The following is a 16,920-nucleotide window of genomic DNA, read 5'->3' as shown; positions in this document are numbered from 1 at the left end:
CTTGCGCGTACTGCTGACCGGACACCAGGGCTACCTGGGTACGGTGATGGCCCCGGTCCTGACGGCCGCCGGGCACGAGGTCGTGGGCCTGGACTCCGGCCTGTTCGCCGACTCCGTCCTCGGCCCGCCGCCCGCCGACCCGGCCGGGCACCGCGTGGACCTGCGGGACGTCACCGCCGAGCACGTGGCCGGGGTGGACGCGGTGATCCACCTGGCCGCGCTCTCCAACGACCCGCTGGGCTCGCTCGCGCCGGAGCTCACGTACGACATCAACCACCACGCCTCCGTACGGCTCGCGCGGCTCGCCCGCGAGGCCGGCGTGGGGCGCTTCCTGTACGCGTCGACCTGCTCCGTGTACGGCGCGGCCGGCGGCGACGAGCTGGTGGCCGAGGACGCCCCGCTGCGCCCTGTCACCCCCTACGCCGAGTCCAAGGTGCGCGTCGAGGACGACCTCCACGCGCTCGCCGACGGCGACTTCACCCCGGTGTACATGCGCAACGCGACCGCGTTCGGCTACTCCCCCCGGCTGCGCGCCGACATCGTCCTGAACAACCTGGTGGGCCACGCGCTGCTCTCCGGCGAGGTGCTCGTCCTCTCCGACGGCACGCCGTGGCGCCCGCTGGTGCACGCCGCCGACATCGCGCGGGCCTTCACGGCCGCGCTGACCGCCCCGCGCGAGGCCGTGCACGACCGGGCGTTCAACATCGGCAGCGAGACCAACAACGTGACGGTCGCCGAGATCGCCGAGCAGGTCGCCGAGGCGGTGGACGGCGCGAAGGTGAACATCACCGGCGAGAACGGCGCCGACCCGCGCTCGTACCGCGTGGACTTCTCCCGGTTCCGCGAGGCGATCCCCGGTTTCGACTGCGAGTGGACGGTCAAGCGGGGCGCTCTCGAACTCGCGGAGAAGTACCGTGACTTCGGCCTCACGAAGGAGGACTTCGAGCGGCGCTTCACCCGCCTCGCCGTCCTCCGCTCGGCCACCGACGCCGGAACCGTCGACGAGACCCTGCGGTGGCGCGGGTGACCCTGCTCGGCGAGTCCATGCACACACTGGTGGAGCGGCTGTACCCGCTCTGCCGGAGCATCACCGGCGACGGGGTGCGCGCCACCCTGGACATCGTCGGCGAGTACATCCCGCTCCAGGTCCACGAGGTGCCGACCGGGACGCAGGTCCTGGACTGGACGGTGCCGCAGGAGTGGAACATCCGGGACGCGTACGTGGCCGACGCGACCGGCAGGCGGGTCGTCGACTTCGCCGCGTCCAGCCTGCACGTCCTCGGCTACAGCGTGCCGGTGGCGGCGACCATGCCGCTCTCCGAGCTGCGCGAGCACCTGCACACCCTTCCGGAACAGCCGGGCTGGGTGCCGTACCGCACGAGCTACTACCAGCCGGCGTGGGGGTTCTGCCTGGCGCAGGACACCCTGGACGCCATGCCGGACGGCGAGTACGAGGTGCGGATCGACTCGACGCTCGCCGACGGCCACCTCACCTACGCGGAACACGTTGTCCCGGGGCAGGTGCCGGACGAGGTGATCGTGTCCTGCCACGTCTGCCACCCGTCGCTGGCCAACGACAACCTGGCCGGCGTCGCGGTGGCGACGTTCCTCGCCCGCGCTCTCGCCGAGGAGAACCCGTACCACACGTACCGGTTCGTCTTCGCGCCCGGCACGATCGGGGCGATCACCTGGCTGGCGCGCAACGCGGACCGGATCGACCGCGTGAAGCACGGGCTCGTGCTGGCCTGCGCGGGCGACCGGGGCGCGCTCACGTACAAGCGGAGCCGACGGGGTGACGCGGGGATCGACCGGGCCGTGCGGCACGTCCTCGAATCCTCCGGACGGCCGCACACCGTCAAGGAGTTCACGCCGTACGGGTACGACGAGCGGCAGTACTGCTCGCCCGGCTTCGACCTCGGCGTGGGCTCGCTCAGCCGGACCCCGTACGCGGGCTATCCCGAGTACCACACCTCGGCGGACAACCCGGACTTCGTCTCCCCCGAGGCGATGGAGGACACGCTCGCCGTCTGCCGCGAGGCGTTCGCGGTCCTCGACCGCGACCGGCGGTACGTCAACCTCAGCCCGTACGGCGAACCTCAGCTGGGACGAAGGGGGTTGTACGACTCGCTGGGCGGCCGGAGCGACGCGAAGGAGGCGCAGATGGCGATGCTCTGGGTGCTCAGTCTCGCCGACGGCGAGCACGGCCTGCTCGACGTCGCCGAGCGGTCGGGGCTGGCGTTCGACACCGTCGCCGCGGCGGCCGACGCCCTGCGCGAGGCAGGGCTGATCAAGGCATGACCGAGACCACCACCGAGGAGGGGGAGACGACCCCCGGCGACCGGCGGTCCGCGACGCGGGCCATCGCGGGCCGCCTGTCCTGGGGTCTCGCCGACCAGGCGGCCTCCAGCATGACCAACTTCGCGGTGGGCATCTACGTGGCCCGCTCGCTCGGGCTCGCGGCGTTCGGCGTGTTCAGCCTGGCCTGGGTGACGTTCGGGGTCGTCCTCAACGTCGGCCGCGGCCTCGCGACCGACCCGTTCGTCGTGCGGTTCAGCGGCGTGTCGACCGCGTCCTGGCGCGCGGCCGTGGCCCGGTCCTCCGGTACGGCGCTCGGCGTCGGCGTCGCGCTCGGCGCGGTGTCCCTGGTGACCGGGCTCGCCATCGGCGGCGAGGTGGGCACGGCCTTCGCCTGCCTCGGCGTCGTCCTGCCGGGGCTGCTGCTCCAGGACGCCTGGCGGTTCTGCTTCTTCGCCGCCGGCGACGGGCGCAAGGCCTTCGTCAACGACCTCGTCATGGGCCTCGCGCTCATCCCCGCCCTGGTGGTGGCCCACCACGTGGGCAGCGTCGCGTCCTTCCTCCTCGCCTGGGGGGCGTGCGCGGCGGTCGCGGCGGCGTACGGCTGCGTCCAGTCCGGCATCGTGCCCCGCCCGGACCGGGCCCGCGGGTGGCTGCGCGAGCAGCGCGACCTCGGCACCCGCTACCTCGTCGAGAACGTCAGTCTCAGCGGCGCCGGCCAGCTGCGCGCGTACGGACTCGGCGCGATCGTCGGCGTCGGCGCCGTGGGCGCCACCCGCGGCGCCGAGCTGCTGCTCGGTCCGTTCCTCGCCCTGCTCATGGGGCTCTCGCTGGTCACCGTCGCGGAGGCGGCGCGGGTGCTGCGGCGGGCCCCGCACCGGCTCTGGCTGTTCTGTCTCCTGCTCGGCTCCGGGCAGGCCGTCGCCGCGCTGCTCTGGGGCGCCGCGCTGCACCTCGTACCGGAGCGGCTCGGCGTGCTCGTGCTCGGCGGCGTCTGGCACTCGGCGTCCGAGCTCATCGTCCCGGCGACGCTCGGCGTCGCGGGCGCCGGTCTCGGCACCGGCGCGGCGGCCGGCCTCCGCGCGCTCGCCGCGGCCCGGCACAGCCTGCGCTGCCAGCTCTTCGCCTCCACCCTGTACGTCGCCGGCGGGCTCGGCGGCGCGGTCGCGGGCGGCATGGTCGGCTCGGCCTGGGGAGCCGCCGCCGCGACCCTCGTCGCCTCGACCGTCTGGTGGCTCCACCTGCGGTCCGCCCTGCGCGAGCACCACGCGAAGCCCGTCATCCCGCATCCCGTCTCCGAAGAGAGGACGTCATGACCTCCCTGCCCCGGCTGAGCATCGGCCTGCCCGTCTACAACGGCGAGGAGTACCTGGCCGAGTCGCTGGACGCCCTGCTCGGCCAGACCTACGAGGACTTCGAGCTGATCATCTCGGACAACGCCTCGACCGACGGGACCCAGGACATCTGCCGCCGGTACGCGGAGAAGGACTCCCGCATCCGGTACAAGCGCCTCCCCCGGAACATCGGCGCCACCCCGAACCACAACCTGGTCTTCACCGAGTCCCGCGGCGAGCTGTTCAAATGGGCCTCGCACGACGACCTGTACGCCCGGGAGCTGCTGCGGCGCTGCGTGGACGCGCTGGACGAGCACCCCGACGTGATCCTCGCCCACGCCGACCAGGCCGTCATCGACGCCGACGGCCAGGTGAAGGTGCCGTACACGTACACGCTCACCACCGGCTCGCCGTACGCGCCCGACCGTTTCCGCAGCATGCTCTTCGAGCCGGGCGGCGACGACTTCTACGGGGTGATCCGCGCCGACGTGCTGCGCCGGGTGCGCCCGCTGGACAGCTACCACCACGCGGACCGGACGTTCGTCTCCGAGATCGGCCTGTTCGGCCGTTTCCACCAGGTGCCCGAGCTGCTGTACTTCCGCCGCGACCACCCCACCCGCGCCGAGCGGGCCAACCCGTCCAAGCGCTCCCGGTGCGTCAACCTCGACCCGCGCCGGGCCGGAATCCTGCACCCGACGCCCCGGCTCCTCGCCGAGTACGTGTGGGGCTTCGTCTCCGCGATCCAGCGGGCCCCGCTCTCCGCCGCCGACCGGCGCGCCTGCTACCGGCACCTGGCCGCCTGGGCGACCAGCCGTGCCCGGCCGGGCGCCGGCGAGCGCGTCGAGGACCGCGCCCCCGTCGACCCGTCGCTGCTCTCGGTCTCCGTCGACGCGCTCGTCGCCGGTCGCGAGGGACGCGCCGGGGGGAAGGCGTGACCCCCGTACGGGTCGGGGTCTTCGGCCTGCTCGGCTCGGGGAACGTCGGCAACGACGGTTCGCTCGAAGCGATCCTCGGCTATCTGCGCGCCGAGCATCCCGAGGCGGTCGTGGACGCGCTGTGCGGCGGCCCCGAGTCGGTGACGGCCCGGTTCGGGATACCGGCGACGCGCCTGCACTGGTACCGCGGCGAGTACCGGACGGCGTCCCGCGCGGGCGCCGTCGTCGGGAAGGGCGTCGGCAAGCTCGTCGACGCCTACCGCACGGCCGCCTGGGTCCGCCGGCACGACGTGGTGATAGTGCCCGGCATGGGCGTCCTGGAGGCCACGCTCCCGCTGCGGCCGTGGGGGTTCCCGTACGCCCTGTTCCTGCTCTGCGCCTCCGGGCGGCTCCTCGGCACGCCGGTCGCGCTCGTCAGCGTTGGCGCGGCCCCGATCCGCGAGCGCGCGACCCGGACGCTGGTGCGCTGGTCGGCCCGGCTCGCCGCGTACCGCTCGTACCGGGACAGCCAGTCCCGCGAGGCGCTGCGGTCGATGGGCGTCGACACCGTCCGCGACGAGGTCTACCCGGACCTCGCGTTCGCCCTGCCGACGCCGCCGCGGAGCGAGCCCTCCGGAACGCCCGGGACCGTCTGCGTGGGGGTCATGGCCTTCCACGGCGGCAACGACGACCGCGCCAGGGCGGAGGAGATCCACCGGCGCTATCTCGACGGGACGATCCGCTTCGTCCGCGCGCTGGTGGAGGAGGGCCGGCCGGTCCGGCTGCTCACCGGCGACGCGGCCGACCTCGTCGTGGTCGACGCGATCCTCGAAGCGGTGGACTCGCCGCTCGTCACCGCCGCCGCGACCTCCTCCCTCGCCGACCTCATGAAGGAGATGGCCGCCGCCGACAGCGCCGTCGCGGTGCGCTACCACAACCTGATCTGCGCGCTCCGGTCCGGGACGCCGGTCGTCGCGCTCAGTTACGCGGCGAAGAGCGACGCGCTCATGGAGGCGATGGGCCTCGGCGCCTTCCGCCATCCGGCCCGCGCGGTCGACCCCGACCGGCTGCTCCAGCAGTTCCGGGCGCTGGAGCGCCAGGCCGCCGAGCTCCGCCGGACCCTCGCGGAGCGCGACGCGGCGGCCGTCCGCCGGCTCCGCCGCCAGTTCGCCGACCTGACCACGGCCGTGTTCCCGAGGACCGGGCGTTCCCCCATCCGCCAGGAGGTTTGATGAAAGCGACCGCGGTCCCCGAGATCACCGGCGCCTACCTGTTCCAGCCGACGCCGTACGCCGACGAACGCGGCTTCTTCTGCCGCACCTTCGACGCCGACGTGGTCCGCTCGGTCGGCATCGACCCGGACTCCTTCGTCCAGGACAGCCTGTCCCGCAACGTCCGGGGCGTCCTGCGCGGCCTGCACCTGCGGTCGGGCGCCGGGGAGGCGAAGCTCGTGCGGTGCTCGTACGGGCGGATCTTCGACGTCGTCGTCGACCTGCGGCCGGACTCGCCGACGTACCGGAACGTGGCCACCTTCGACCTGTCCGGCGAGGCGCAGACCAGCCTCTACATCCCGGCGGGCTGCGCGCACGGCTTCCAGGCGCTGACCGAGACCGCCGACATCTCCTACCGCATCGACCGCCCGCACGACCCGTCCGAGGACGTCACCATCGCCCACGACGACCCCGAACTCGCCGTCCCGTGGCCGCTGCCCGCCCTCCTGATGTCCCCCCGCGACCGGGAGGCGCCGAGCCTCGCCGTCGCCCTCAAGCAGACGGAGGGCTGACCCCGCCATGGACGCCACCGACGACCTCTCCCTCCCCGCGTCGCGGCGCGCGAACGAGCGCCTGCACGCCCTGATCCCCGGCGGCGCCCACACCTACGCCAAGGGCGACGACCAGTACCCCGAGCACCTGGCCCCGGTCATCAGCCACGGCGACGGCGCCCACGTGTGGGACGTCGACGGCAACGAGTACGTCGAGTACGGCTCGGGGTTGCGCTCGGTCAGCCTCGGCCACGCCCACCCGCGCGTCCTGGAGGCGGTCCGCCGGGAGCTGGACCGGGGGGCCAACTTCGTCCGGCCGTCCCTCCTGGAGGCGGAGGCCGCCGAGCGGTTCCTCGCCACCGTGCCCACCGCCGACATGGTGAAGTTCGCGAAGAACGGGTCCGACGTGACCACGGCCGCCGTACGCCTCGCCCGCGCGGCCACCGGCCGCGCGCGGATCGCGATCTGCGGCGACCACCCGTTCTTCTCCGTCGACGACTGGTTCATCGGCACCACCCCGCTCTCCGCGGGGATCCCGGCCTCCACCACCGAGCTCACCGTCGCGTTCCCGTACGGGGACCTCGCCGCCACGGAGGAGCTGCTCCGCCGCTACGAGGGCGAGATCGCCTGCCTGATCCTCGAACCGGCCGGGCACGCCGAGCCCCCGCCCGGCTACCTCGCCGGCCTGCGCGAACTCGCCGACCGGCACGGCTGCGTCCTCGTCTTCGACGAGATGATCACCGGCTTCCGCTGGTCGGAGGCGGGCGCCCAGGGTCTGTACGGGGTCGTCCCGGACCTCTCCACCTTCGGCAAGGCCCTGGGCAACGGGTTCGCGGTCTCCGCGCTCGCCGGGCGCCGCGAGCTGATGGAGCTGGGCGGGCTGCGCCACTCCCGCGACCGGGTGTTCCTGCTGTCGACCACCCACGGCGCCGAGACCCACTCGCTCGCCGCGGCGATGGCCGTGCAGACCACCTACACCGAGGAGGGCGTCACCGCCCGTCTGCACGCCCTCGGCGAGCGGCTGGCGGCCGGAGTCCGGGAGGCCGCGTCCGGCCTGGGCGTCGCGGATCACGTGGTCGTACGGGGCCGGGCGAGCAATCTGGTCTTCGCGACCCTCGACGGGGACGGGCGGCCCTCCCAGGAGTACCGGACCCTCTTCCTGCGCCGTCTCCTCGCGGGCGGGGTCCTCGCCCCGTCCTTCGTGGTGAGCAGCGCGCTCGACGAGACCGACATCGACCGGACCGTCGAGGTGGTGGCGCAGGCCTGCGCGGTCTACCGGAAGGCGCTCGACGCCGGTGACCCCACCCCGTGGCTGGGCGGACGGCCGGTGAAACCGGTCTTCCGCCGCCGCGCGTGAGGTGAGCCCGCGTCAGATCACCTACAGGCCAGGAGATTTCGCCGGTCGACCAGCCAAGCGGTGGCCGTCACCACCGCCAGCGCGGTGAAGTAGCCGCCGATGGTGTCGGTCGGGTAGTGCGAGTTCGTGGCGACCTGCGCCCACCCCATGGCCACGCCCGCGACCAGCGAGGCCAGCAGGACGACGACCGCGCCACCCGGCCCGACGAGGCCGAACCGCCCGGTCACCAGCAGTGCCAGCACGAGGATGAACGCGGTCAGGAAGGCGGTGTGCCCACTGGGGTAGGCCAGGGAGCCGCCGTGGATCGTGCGGCCCACCAGGGGCTTCAGGAGCATCGTCGCCGCCACGCTCGTGCCGCAGGCGGCGACGATCAGGACCGCGGCGCGCGGACGCCGCAGGACCAGGCAGAGCGCCACGACGGACAGGACGAGGACCGCCGCCCCCTCGCGCTCCCCCAGGGCGTCGACGGCGGTGGCCACGGGCCACCACGACCCCGGCAGGCCGTCCACCAGCCCCTGGATCCGCGCGTCCACACGGCCGGGCTCGCCCGTCCCGCCGTACCGGAGCGCCATCACCCCGACCGCGCACGCCGCGAGCAGCGCGACCGGAGCGAGCCACGCGCGCCTCAACTCGGCGCCGTCACGGTCCTCTTGTCCTGTCAGGCGATTCACCGCGTTCCCTCCGTCGTGCCCGCCCCGCCCTTCCTCGACCCTAACCGAGCCGCGTTCCTCGACATCGGCGGCCCGGCGGGGAGAGTGGCATTCCACGCCACGCGGTGGGGGCAGCGTGACACTGTTACTGCGCACGGGGGCGGGGCAGGCTCCGGTACGGGGCGGCCGTGGGCGTCGGCGCTCTACGCGCTCGTCGCGGACCGGCTCCGGCCGCGCGAGACCCCGACCCGCCGACCGGAGGAGTACCGCCGCTACGACGCCCGCGAGGAGAGCCGCCTCACCGGCTCCGACCGGGACGCCTGGCGGGTCCAGCGCGACGTGCTCGGCGCGGCGGTGCGGATCAGGCTCGACCGGCACTGGTCGAAGGCCGAACGGCGGCGGGCGGAGGCCCACCGCGACGACCCGCGGATCCGGCTCGCCCTCGACAGCGGCGAGCGGTTCAACATCGCCGAAGTGGTGGTGGCAGGAACCGAGTTGCTGTCGACCTGGCAGAACGCCTGGGCGCCTGGGGCCAATCCGCGGGGCGCCTCGGACCTCCCGCCCGCCCCCCGCCACCTGTGGGACGCGCTGCTCGGGCTCATCGACCCCGCCGACGACGTGCGGCACACACGCGAATCCGGACACCGCCACCTCGCCCTCGCCCTCGCCCGGAGCCTGCTCGAAGGGGCACGCCGATGAGCCGGGCCCGTCGGGTGACGGGTCCGGCTCTTCTGAGGTGTGTCGGGTGTCAGACGCGGTCGGCGGCGATCAGGACGTACTGGAAGGAGCCGTCCTTGTACGACTCGATGAACGCCTCCTCGATGCCGGTGACCAGGGAGGACGTGGCCCGCAGCTCCCAGTAGGGCAGGGTGTCCGGGGTCAGGTCGATCACGGCCTGCGGGACGAGGCGGTTGTCCGCCATCGCCTTCAGGTACTCGCGGCGGGAGTGGATGTTGCACTCGAAGTGCGCGTTGATCTGCGAGACCCACTTGGAGGGCTGGCCGTAGCGCGGGTTCCAGCAGCCCGTGATGGTGACGTACCGGCCGCCGACCTTGAGGAAGCGGGAGTGCTCCGCGAAGAGGTCGTCGAGGTCGACGTACATGCTCGACTCGTTGTTCCACGAGGCGGTGATGCTGCCCTTCTCGAAGGGCGTGTCGAGCATGTTGCAGACCTGGGCGCGGACGTGGTCGTCGATGCCCAGTTCCCTGGCGCGCCGGTTGCCGAACTCGGCCTGCGTGGAGGAGAGCGTGACGCCCTCGACCTTGCAGCCGAAGCGCTGGTGGGCCATGACGCTCGAACCGCCGCGGCCGCAGCCCGCGTCGACGAGGGTGTCCCCGCGGCCCACCTCGCCGAGGTGGTCGAGGAGGACCTCGGCCTGGGCGGACTCCAGGCGGTGGAGCTCGGCGATCAGCTTCTTCTCGTACTCGCTGTCCTCGGGCGAGCCGAGGGAGGCGTGGTCGATCGCGCCGATGCCGTAGTGGTGGTGGTAGAGCCCGTCGACGTCACCGAGGCGCAGGTTGACGGGCCTGGCCTCCTGGTTCCAGTAGCGGGCGATGTCGCCCTGGTAGGGCGAGGCCGGCGCCGGGACGAACGCGGAGGTGCCGTCGACGGTGGTGAGCTCGGTGCTGGTCACAGATGGGTCCATTTCTTACCAGAAATCGGGCAGGCTGTAGCGGTAGGTGTTGGTCTGGTGCCAGTAGTGGTTGCCGTCGACCCACACGGCCACGCCCCGCAGGAAGCGCAGCACGCTGGGGATGGGCCAGGCGGCGGCGAGCGCGGCGCTCGCGGCCTCGAAGTCGCGCATGAGGTCGTTGTGGACCTCGACGGCCTTGAGGTAGCCCTCACGGTCCGAGAGGTTCTCCCGGTCGGCGATCACCACGGGCAGGTTCATGTGGCGTCCGGGGGCGGCGAGTTCCTTCGTGTACGAGTACAGGTCGTTGACGATGGTGCTCGCGTTCCCGGCGAGTGCCAGGACCCGCTGCATGGCGGGCTGGGCGTGCAGGTCGGCGGGGAGTTCGTAGCCGCCGACGGTGTCCGTGATGGTGGGGCACGGCCGGAAGTTGTTGTACTGCCGCATGACCAGGTACTCCCACACCTCGGGGGTGTGGTCGGTCTGCGCCCAGGCGGCCTCGGCGAGGTAGCCGAGGTGGAGGCGGGCCATGTCGTGGCGGAAGCGGTCGGACTGCGAGGGGGTGGCCAGCTGGTTGAAGTACTCCATGGCCGAGTGGTACGCGCGCCGCGGGGCGTCGGCGCGGAGCGACTCGGCCCAGCGCGGCTGGTACTCCGCCGTCGTGTGGAGGGGGTCGAGCGCGGTGTGCGCGAGGAGGAGGCGCCCGCCGAGGCCGATCGGGGAACCGCCGTGGTCCTCGCAGTAGCAGTCGTCGACCGCGTTCTCGGCGACCATGAGGCGGGTGGCGACCATGAGGTGGTCCACGGTCGGGGCGTCCGGGTGGCAGGCGACCATGTACTTCCCGACGGAGAAGCCGTCGAACTGGCCCTCCCACTCCTCGGGGTAGAGCTGGATCTCGTCGAGCGCCCACTCCTTGATGCGGCGACTGACCTCGGCGACGCGGACGGGGTCGGGTTCGGGGACCGGGTGGTAGTAGAGGCCCGGGATGTGCAGGGCGTCCGCCGGGGTCTGCGGTTCGGCGGGTGCGACGTCGGCGGCGGCGAGGTCGGCCGGCGTGACGTCGACCGGTGCGAGGTCGGGGATCCCGGCGGGCCGGAAGAGGCCGACGGCGGCCGTTCCGAGGCCGGTGGGTCCGCGCAGGATCTGCTCCAGACCGGGGCCCGGGGTCTGGGTGTCGGGCATCCGTGGCTCCTAGATGGGGTGGGTGTTCCGTTCCCGGGTCCCGGGCGTGCCGGCCCGGCCCGCCCAAGGGGGCCGGGCGCGGCGAGGGGGGGTCTATCCGCGGCGGCGGGCGATCTGGACGTTCTCCAGGACGCCGAGCGCGTTGGGTACGAGGATGGCGGCGGAGTAGTACGTCGTGACGAGGTACGACATGATCGCCTGCTCGCTGATGCCCATGAACCTTACGGACAGCCCGGGTTCGACTTCTTCGGGCAGCCCGGTCTGGTGCAGTCCGATGACGCCCTGGTTGTCCTCGCCGAGGCGCATCGCGAGGATGGAGCTGGTGTTCTCCTCGCTGATGGGGATCTTGTTGCAGGGCAGGATCGGGACGCCGCGCCAGGCGGGGACCCGGTGGCCGTCGAGCTCGACGGTCTCGGGGTAGAGCCCGGCGGCGTTCCACTCGCGGCCGATCGCCGCGATGGCGCGGGGGTGGGCGAGGAACAGCTTGGTGCCGCGGCGGCGGGTGAGGAGCTCGTCGAGGTCGTCCGGGGTGGGCGGGCCCGAGTGGGTCTGGATCCGCTGCTTGAAGTCGGCGTTGGCGAGGAGGCCGAACTCCGGGTTGTTGATGAGCTCGTGCTCCTGGCGCTCGCGCAGGGCCTCGATGGTGAGCCTGAGCTGTTCCTGCGTCTGGTTGTGCGGGCCGTTGTAGAGGTCCGCGACGCGGGTGTGGACCTTCAGGACGGTCTGGGCGACGGAGAGTTCGTACTCGCGCGGCCTGAGCTCGTAGTCGACGAAGGCGCCGGGGAGGACGGCCTCGCCCTTGTGGCCGGCCGACATGGCGATCTCGGCCTCGCCGTACTTGTTCTGTCCCTTGAGGGGCAGGGAGCTGAACCGCTCGATGTGGGCCTGGAGGCTGGGCGCGTTGGCGAGGATGCCGGCGAAGTCGGCGCGGGAGAGGGTGAGGAGGGTGCCGGAGGTCTCGGCGGTGGCGGTGTAGTCCCAGGTGGCGTCGGCGTCCAGGAGGGCGTTCTCGCCGAAGCAGTCGCCGTCGGCGAGGACGGAGACGGCGATCTCGTCGCCGTACTGGCCGACCGAGGTCTGGTTGACGCGGCCGTGGGCGATGAGCTGGATCTCCTCGGCGGCGTTGCCGCGGACGACGAGGACCTCTCCGGCGTTGAAGTCGCGCTGGACGCAGCGGTCGGCGAGCGCGGTCAGCACGTCGTCGTCCTCGTAGCCGCGCAGCAGGGCGAGTTCGCCGAGTTCGCGGGGGATGACGCGGACGCGGCTGCCGTCCTGGACGAAGTCGATGCGGCCGTCGCCGACGGTGTAGCTGAGTCGGCGGTTGACCCGGTAGGCGCCGCCCTTCGTCTCGACCCACGGGAGCATCCGGAGCAGCCAGCGGGAGGTGATCTCCTGCATCTGCGGGGCGGACTTGGTGGTGGAGGCGAGGTTGCGGGCGGCGGCGGTGCTCAGGCTCTGCCGGGGCGGCTCGACCTGGGCTTCCGGGCCGGTCTCAACGGTCATCGGACGAGGTCTCCTTCGGTGCCGCCGGCCGGCACTCGGGCGCGGTCGGCGAAAGAGGGTGAGGGGGGTGGGTGATCGGGGGTGGTCCTCCGGATCGAGGGAACAGTAACGCTCGGTAAGTCGCGGTCACCTCACTGCGAGGAGGCCATTACCTCGAAGCAGTGATCTTGTTTCGTTCGGGGTTTAAGGGGGCGGCCGTCATGATTCGGCCATCGGTCCGGCCACCGCGGTGTTCGGAAACGCGAAAACCCTCCTTCTCCCCGCGGGGAGGGAGAAGGAGGGAGTCGGGGGTGGGGCGGGCCGGTCAGGCGCGTCCGGCGGCCATGTCCATCAGTCGGGCGAGGACGCGGCCGCCCGAGACGTGGACGCCGTCGTGCTCCCACTCGTTGGTGACCCAGGCGCGGGCGGAGCCGATGTGGCGGGCCGTGCGCAGGGAGACGCCCGCGTCGACGTACATGTCGTCGTGGTAGACGACGGCCGCGAGCGGGACCTCGTTGGCGGCGAGCAGGTCGAGGTCGTACAGCGGCGGCCAGTCGACGCGCGCGGCGAGGAGGTCGGCGGCCTCGGCGAAGGGGCGCAGGCCGGCGATCTCGCGGAACATCCAGGGGTACATCATCTCGCCGGTGAACAGCAGCGGGTCGGCGTCGCCGGAGAACTCGGGGTGGTCGTCCAGGGCGCGGGCGGCGGCCCAGGCGGTCGGTCCGGCGCCCTGCCCGTACAGGGTCTCCTGCATGACCGCGAAGAGCGGGTTGTCGGAGAAGCCGGTGAGCGTCATGACCTGGTGGAGGAAGGTGTCGCTCAACTCGCCCTCGGCGTCGACGGCTTCGTCGAGGAGCCAGTGGATCCGCTCGAAGCCGTCGCCCATGCCGAGGGCGAGGCCGAGGTAGCGCAGGCGGTGCGGGGTGAGGCGGTCGCCGTCGGGCAGGCGCACGTCGGTGGCGGCGAGGAGGTCGGCGATCTTCCGGAGCCGGGGGGCGTCCTCGGGGTAGCGGGCGTAGAAGTCGAGGACGCGGTCGCGGACGCGGGGGTAGGTGTGGGCGTAGACGTCGTCGGCGGTGGCGGTGAGGCCGGGCAGGCCGCCGGTGACGTAGCAGGCGCGCAGCCCCTCGGGGGCCTGGGAGAGGTAGGTGAGGGTGATGAAGCCGCCGTAGCTCTGGCCGAGGGTCTCCCACCGGGCGTCGCCGAGGAGTTGACGGCGGATCAGTTCGGCGTCGGCGACGATCGCGTCGGCGCGGAAGTGGCTCAGGTAGCCGGCGAGGCCCTCGGGGGAGGCGAAGCGGGCGGCGGACCTGGCGGTGACGGGGGTGGAGCGGCCCGTGCCGCGCTGGTCGAGCAGGAGGACGCGATGCGTCCTGAGCGCCTGGGCCAGCCAGCCGGGCGAACCGGCCGACGGCCGGGGGCTCTTGCCGCCCGGGCCGCCCTGGAGGTAGAGCAGCCAGGGCAGTTCCTCACCGGCGCGGGCCGGGTCGGCGACCTCGCGGGCGAAGACCTCGATGGTGGGGCCCTCGGGGTCCGCGTGGTCGAGGGGGACGACGAAGGTGTGGTCGACGGTGGCGTACGCCGGGTTCATGGGTTCCTCCACGGCCGCGGGCGCGGCCGGTCAGGTGGACGGAGCAGGGGTGGGTGGCCGTCGGCCGCCCACCGAGCCCGGTGAGCCCGTGTGTCGGCCGGTGTCAGCGCTCCCCGGAGGTCCGCTCGCCCTTGGCCCAGATCGAGCGGACGTGTCCGAGGTGACGGGACATGCAGGCCTCGGCGCCTTCGGCGTCGCCGGCGAGCATGAGGTCGAGCAGTTCCAGGTGCTCTTCCGCCGACGGGATGAGGTTGCCGCTCTCGTCGAGCGCGGTCAGCCCGTACAGGCGGGAGCGTTTGCGCAGGTCGCCGACGGTCTCGACGAGCCGTTCGTTGCCGGCGAGGCCGAGCAGGGTGAGGTGGAAGAGCCGGTCCGCCTCCAGGTAGCCGATGAGGTCGTGCTCGCGGGCCGCGCGCACGATGTCCTCGGCGACCGGCCGCAGCGCCTCCAGCTCCTCGCGGGAGGCGATCCTCGTGATCCGGCCCACCGTCGGGATCTCGATGAGCGCGCGGATCTCGCTGTACTGGTCGAGGTCGCGCTCGTCGACCTCGGTGACCCGGAAGCCCTTGTTGCGGACGGGCTCGACGAGGCCCTCGCGGGCCAGGTCGAGCATCGCCTCGCGGACCGGGGTGGCGGAGATCCCGAAGTCCTCGGCGAGGGTCGGCGCCGAGTACACCACCCCGGGGCGGAGCTCGCCCGAGATGAGGGCGGCTCGCAGGGCATGGGCGACCTGGTCGCGCAGCCGCTCCCGGGAGGCGTTGAGGTCGCGGTGGGTCAGGTGCCCCATGACGGTGGTGATCCCTTCGTTCCGGTTGATCTCACCACCGTACGATGTCACGCCGCGGAGCCCGCGGGTGCCAGCGTGTACGTCCGGCTCGACGTGAAGAAGTCCAGCGCTGCCTTGCCCTGCTCGCGCGCGCCGTGGCTGGACGCCTTGGAGCCGCCGAACGGCAGGTGGAAGTCGACGCCGGTGGAGGGCGCGTTGAGCCGGATCATGCCGGTGTCGAGCAGGTCGAGGCCGTTGAGGGCGGTGTTGAGGTCCGCCGTGTGGACCGAGGTGACCAGGCCGTACGGGACGGCGTTGGTGATCCGGATCGCGTGGGCGAGGTCGTCGGCGGCGAGCAGCGAGGCGATGGGTCCGAAGACCTCCTCGCGCAGCAGCCGGTGGCCGGGCGAGACCTTCTCGACGAGGGTCGGGGCGGTGTACCAGCCGTCGCGGTCGGGCACGGTGCCGCCGGCGAGGACGGACAGTCCGCGGGCGGCCTCGCCGACCTGGTCGCGGGCGTACTCGTGGATGAGCGGCCCGCACACGGTGGCGGGGTCGGCCGGGTCGCCGACGGGCAGTGCCCGCAGGGCCTCGGAGAGCGCCTCGCGCAGCGGGTCGAGGGCGGCGCCGACCGCGATGACGCGGCTGGTGGCGGTGCACTTCTGGCCCGCGTACCCGGCGATGGCGGCGGCGATGTGGGAGGCCGCCTGCTCGATGTCCGCGTCCGGCAGGACGAGGGCGGCGTTGAGGCCGCCCATCTCGGCCTGGACCGGGATGCCGCGGGCGGTCGCCGCGCGGGCGACGGCCTGGCCGATGGGCGTGGAGCCGGTGAAGGAGACCACGTCGGCGGCGGAGACGAGCGCGTTGCCCTCGGTGCCGCCGCCGGGCAGGACGGTGAAGACCGACTCCGGCACGTACTGGTGGATGATCTCGGCCAGGCGCAGGGCGCAGGCGGTGGCCTCGGGGGCCGGCTTGAGGACGACCGTGTTGCCGGTGGCGAGCGCCGGGGCGGCCTTCCAGGTCGGGATCGCGAACGGGAAGTTCCACGGGGTGATGAGCCCGGCCACGCCGTGCGGGCGGCGGCGGGTGAGGAGCAGCCCGGGGCCCGCGGCCGTCTCGTGGACCGCTCCGGCGGGCTCGAAGGGGGCCTGGGCGTAGTACCGCCAGATGGCGACGGTACGGGCGACCTCGGCCCTGGCCTCGGCGAGCGGCTTGCCGACCTCGCGGACGGCGAGCGCGGCCAGTTCACCGGCGGCGGCCTCGATGGCGGAGGCGATGGCGCCGAGCGCGGCCGAGCGGGTGGCGGCGCCGGCGTACTGCCAGCCGGGCTGGGCGGCGCGGGCCCGCTCGACGGTGTCGACCGCGGTGAAGGCACCGGGCGCCGGGAGCGAGACGAGGACGTCGGCCGGGTCCGCGGGGTTGCGGGAGATCACGGTGGGAAGCGTGTCGGTCACAGGAGGAAGCCTCCGGGGAAGGGGTCGTCCGGGTCGAGGAAGTACTGGGCGGTGCCGGTGATCCAGGCGCGGCCGGTGACGGTGGGGATGACGGCGGGCAGGCCGCCGATCTCGGTCTCGCCGACGAGGCGGCCGGTGAACTCGGTGCCGATGAACGACTCGTTGACGAAGTCGGTGTCGAGGGGGAGTTCGCCGCGGGCGTGGAGCTGGGCCATGCGGGCGCTGGTTCCGGTGCCGCAGGGTGAGCGGTCGAACCAGCCGGGGTGGATCGCCATCGCGTGCCGGGACCGGGTGGCGTCGGAGCCGGGTGCGGTGAGGTAGACGTGCTTGAGTCCGGCGATCTCGGGCTGGGCGGGGTGGACGGGCCGGTGGTCGGGTGAGGCGTTGACCGCGTCCATGATCGCCAGGCCGGCGGCGATGAGGTCGTCCTTGCGGTCGCGGTCGAAGGGCAGGCCGAGGGCGTCGAGGTCGGTGAAGGCGTAGAAGTTGCCGCCGAAGGCCAG

The 16,920-nt window shown here is 73.0% G+C and carries 15 protein-coding genes and 1 pseudogene; 8 read left to right on the top strand and 8 right to left on the bottom strand.

Going from position 1 to position 16,920, the window contains the following annotated elements:
- Position 1: 1 nt before the first annotated feature.
- From AB0G79_RS13705 to AB0G79_RS13675, 7 genes are read left to right on the top strand one after another with little or no spacing between them, the layout of a single operon-like run.
- Positions 2–1,027, top strand: a complete 1,026-nt coding sequence (locus AB0G79_RS13705; protein ID WP_360805232.1) for an SDR family oxidoreductase — start codon at positions 2–4, stop codon at positions 1,025–1,027.
- Positions 1,015–2,298, top strand: coding sequence for a DUF4910 domain-containing protein (locus AB0G79_RS13700; RefSeq protein WP_360805229.1), 1,284 nt, complete (start codon positions 1,015–1,017; stop codon positions 2,296–2,298). The genes AB0G79_RS13705 and AB0G79_RS13700 overlap by 13 nt, the downstream gene beginning before the upstream one ends.
- Positions 2,295–3,611: a hypothetical protein gene (locus AB0G79_RS13695; protein WP_360805226.1), complete on the top strand. Its 1,317-nt coding sequence runs from the start codon at positions 2,295–2,297 to the stop codon at positions 3,609–3,611. Before AB0G79_RS13700 ends, AB0G79_RS13695 begins: the two co-directional genes overlap by 4 nt.
- Positions 3,608–4,564: a glycosyltransferase family 2 protein gene (locus AB0G79_RS13690; protein WP_360805223.1), complete on the top strand. Its 957-nt coding sequence runs from the start codon at positions 3,608–3,610 to the stop codon at positions 4,562–4,564. The genes AB0G79_RS13695 and AB0G79_RS13690 overlap by 4 nt, the downstream gene beginning before the upstream one ends.
- On the top strand, positions 4,561–5,775 hold the full coding sequence (locus AB0G79_RS13685) for a polysaccharide pyruvyl transferase family protein (RefSeq protein ID WP_360805220.1): 1,215 nt from the start codon (positions 4,561–4,563) through the stop codon (positions 5,773–5,775). Before AB0G79_RS13690 ends, AB0G79_RS13685 begins: the two co-directional genes overlap by 4 nt.
- Entirely contained in the window at positions 5,775–6,326 is a 552-nt protein-coding gene (gene rfbC, locus AB0G79_RS13680) for a dTDP-4-dehydrorhamnose 3,5-epimerase (RefSeq protein ID WP_360805217.1), read from the top strand. The genes AB0G79_RS13685 and rfbC overlap by 1 nt, the downstream gene beginning before the upstream one ends.
- 7 nt (positions 6,327–6,333) lie before the next feature.
- A complete protein-coding gene (locus tag AB0G79_RS13675) occupies positions 6,334–7,662 on the top strand; it encodes a glutamate-1-semialdehyde 2,1-aminomutase (RefSeq protein WP_360805214.1) in 1,329 nt (442 codons plus the stop codon).
- Positions 7,663–7,679: 17 nt separating this feature from the next.
- Here AB0G79_RS13675 and AB0G79_RS13670 read toward each other — a convergent pair whose 3' ends face one another.
- A complete protein-coding gene (locus tag AB0G79_RS13670; RefSeq protein WP_360805911.1) occupies positions 7,680–8,324 on the bottom strand; it encodes a phosphatase PAP2 family protein in 645 nt (214 codons plus the stop codon).
- A 24-nt stretch (positions 8,325–8,348) separates the two neighbouring features.
- Here AB0G79_RS13670 and AB0G79_RS13665 point away from each other — a divergent pair, with 24 nt between their 5' ends.
- A complete protein-coding gene (locus tag AB0G79_RS13665; RefSeq protein ID WP_360805211.1) occupies positions 8,349–9,011 on the top strand; it encodes a hypothetical protein in 663 nt (220 codons plus the stop codon).
- A gap of 49 nt (positions 9,012–9,060) precedes the next feature.
- Here AB0G79_RS13665 and AB0G79_RS13660 read toward each other — a convergent pair whose 3' ends face one another.
- From AB0G79_RS13660 to AB0G79_RS13630, 7 genes and pseudogenes are all read right to left on the bottom strand, one after another.
- Positions 9,061–9,957, bottom strand: a complete 897-nt coding sequence (locus AB0G79_RS13660) for a geranyl diphosphate 2-C-methyltransferase (RefSeq protein WP_360805208.1) — start codon at positions 9,955–9,957, stop codon at positions 9,061–9,063.
- Positions 9,958–9,960: 3 nt separating this feature from the next.
- Positions 9,961–11,094, bottom strand: a pseudogene (locus AB0G79_RS13655) (family 2 encapsulin nanocompartment cargo protein terpene cyclase); the annotation flags it as partial.
- Positions 11,095–11,217: 123 nt separating this feature from the next.
- A complete protein-coding gene (locus tag AB0G79_RS13650) occupies positions 11,218–12,627 on the bottom strand; it encodes a family 2B encapsulin nanocompartment shell protein (RefSeq protein ID WP_360805205.1) in 1,410 nt (469 codons plus the stop codon).
- Positions 12,628–12,931: 304 nt separating this feature from the next.
- The gene (locus tag AB0G79_RS13645) at positions 12,932–14,197 is read right to left on the bottom strand and encodes an alpha/beta fold hydrolase (RefSeq protein ID WP_360805202.1); all 1,266 of its coding nucleotides are present in this window, start codon (positions 14,195–14,197) and stop codon (positions 12,932–12,934) included.
- Positions 14,198–14,300: 103 nt separating this feature from the next.
- Positions 14,301–14,984 (bottom strand): GntR family transcriptional regulator, encoded by a 684-nt coding sequence (locus tag AB0G79_RS13640; protein WP_360805199.1) that lies wholly within the window; start codon positions 14,982–14,984, stop codon positions 14,301–14,303.
- A gap of 47 nt (positions 14,985–15,031) precedes the next feature.
- Positions 15,032–16,417: an aldehyde dehydrogenase family protein gene (locus AB0G79_RS13635; RefSeq protein ID WP_360805196.1), complete on the bottom strand. Its 1,386-nt coding sequence runs from the start codon at positions 16,415–16,417 to the stop codon at positions 15,032–15,034.
- On the bottom strand, positions 16,414–16,920 hold a 507-nt coding region (locus tag AB0G79_RS13630; RefSeq protein ID WP_360805193.1), incomplete at its 5' end, for a proline racemase family protein. The genes AB0G79_RS13635 and AB0G79_RS13630, both read right to left, overlap by 4 nt.

The organism is Streptomyces sp. NPDC020807 (genome assembly GCF_040641575.1).
GTDB lineage: Bacteria > Actinomycetota > Actinomycetes > Streptomycetales > Streptomycetaceae > Streptomyces.
The sequence above is the reverse complement of the archived record's forward strand: the minus strand, read 5'-3'. Positions and strand labels throughout refer to the sequence as shown.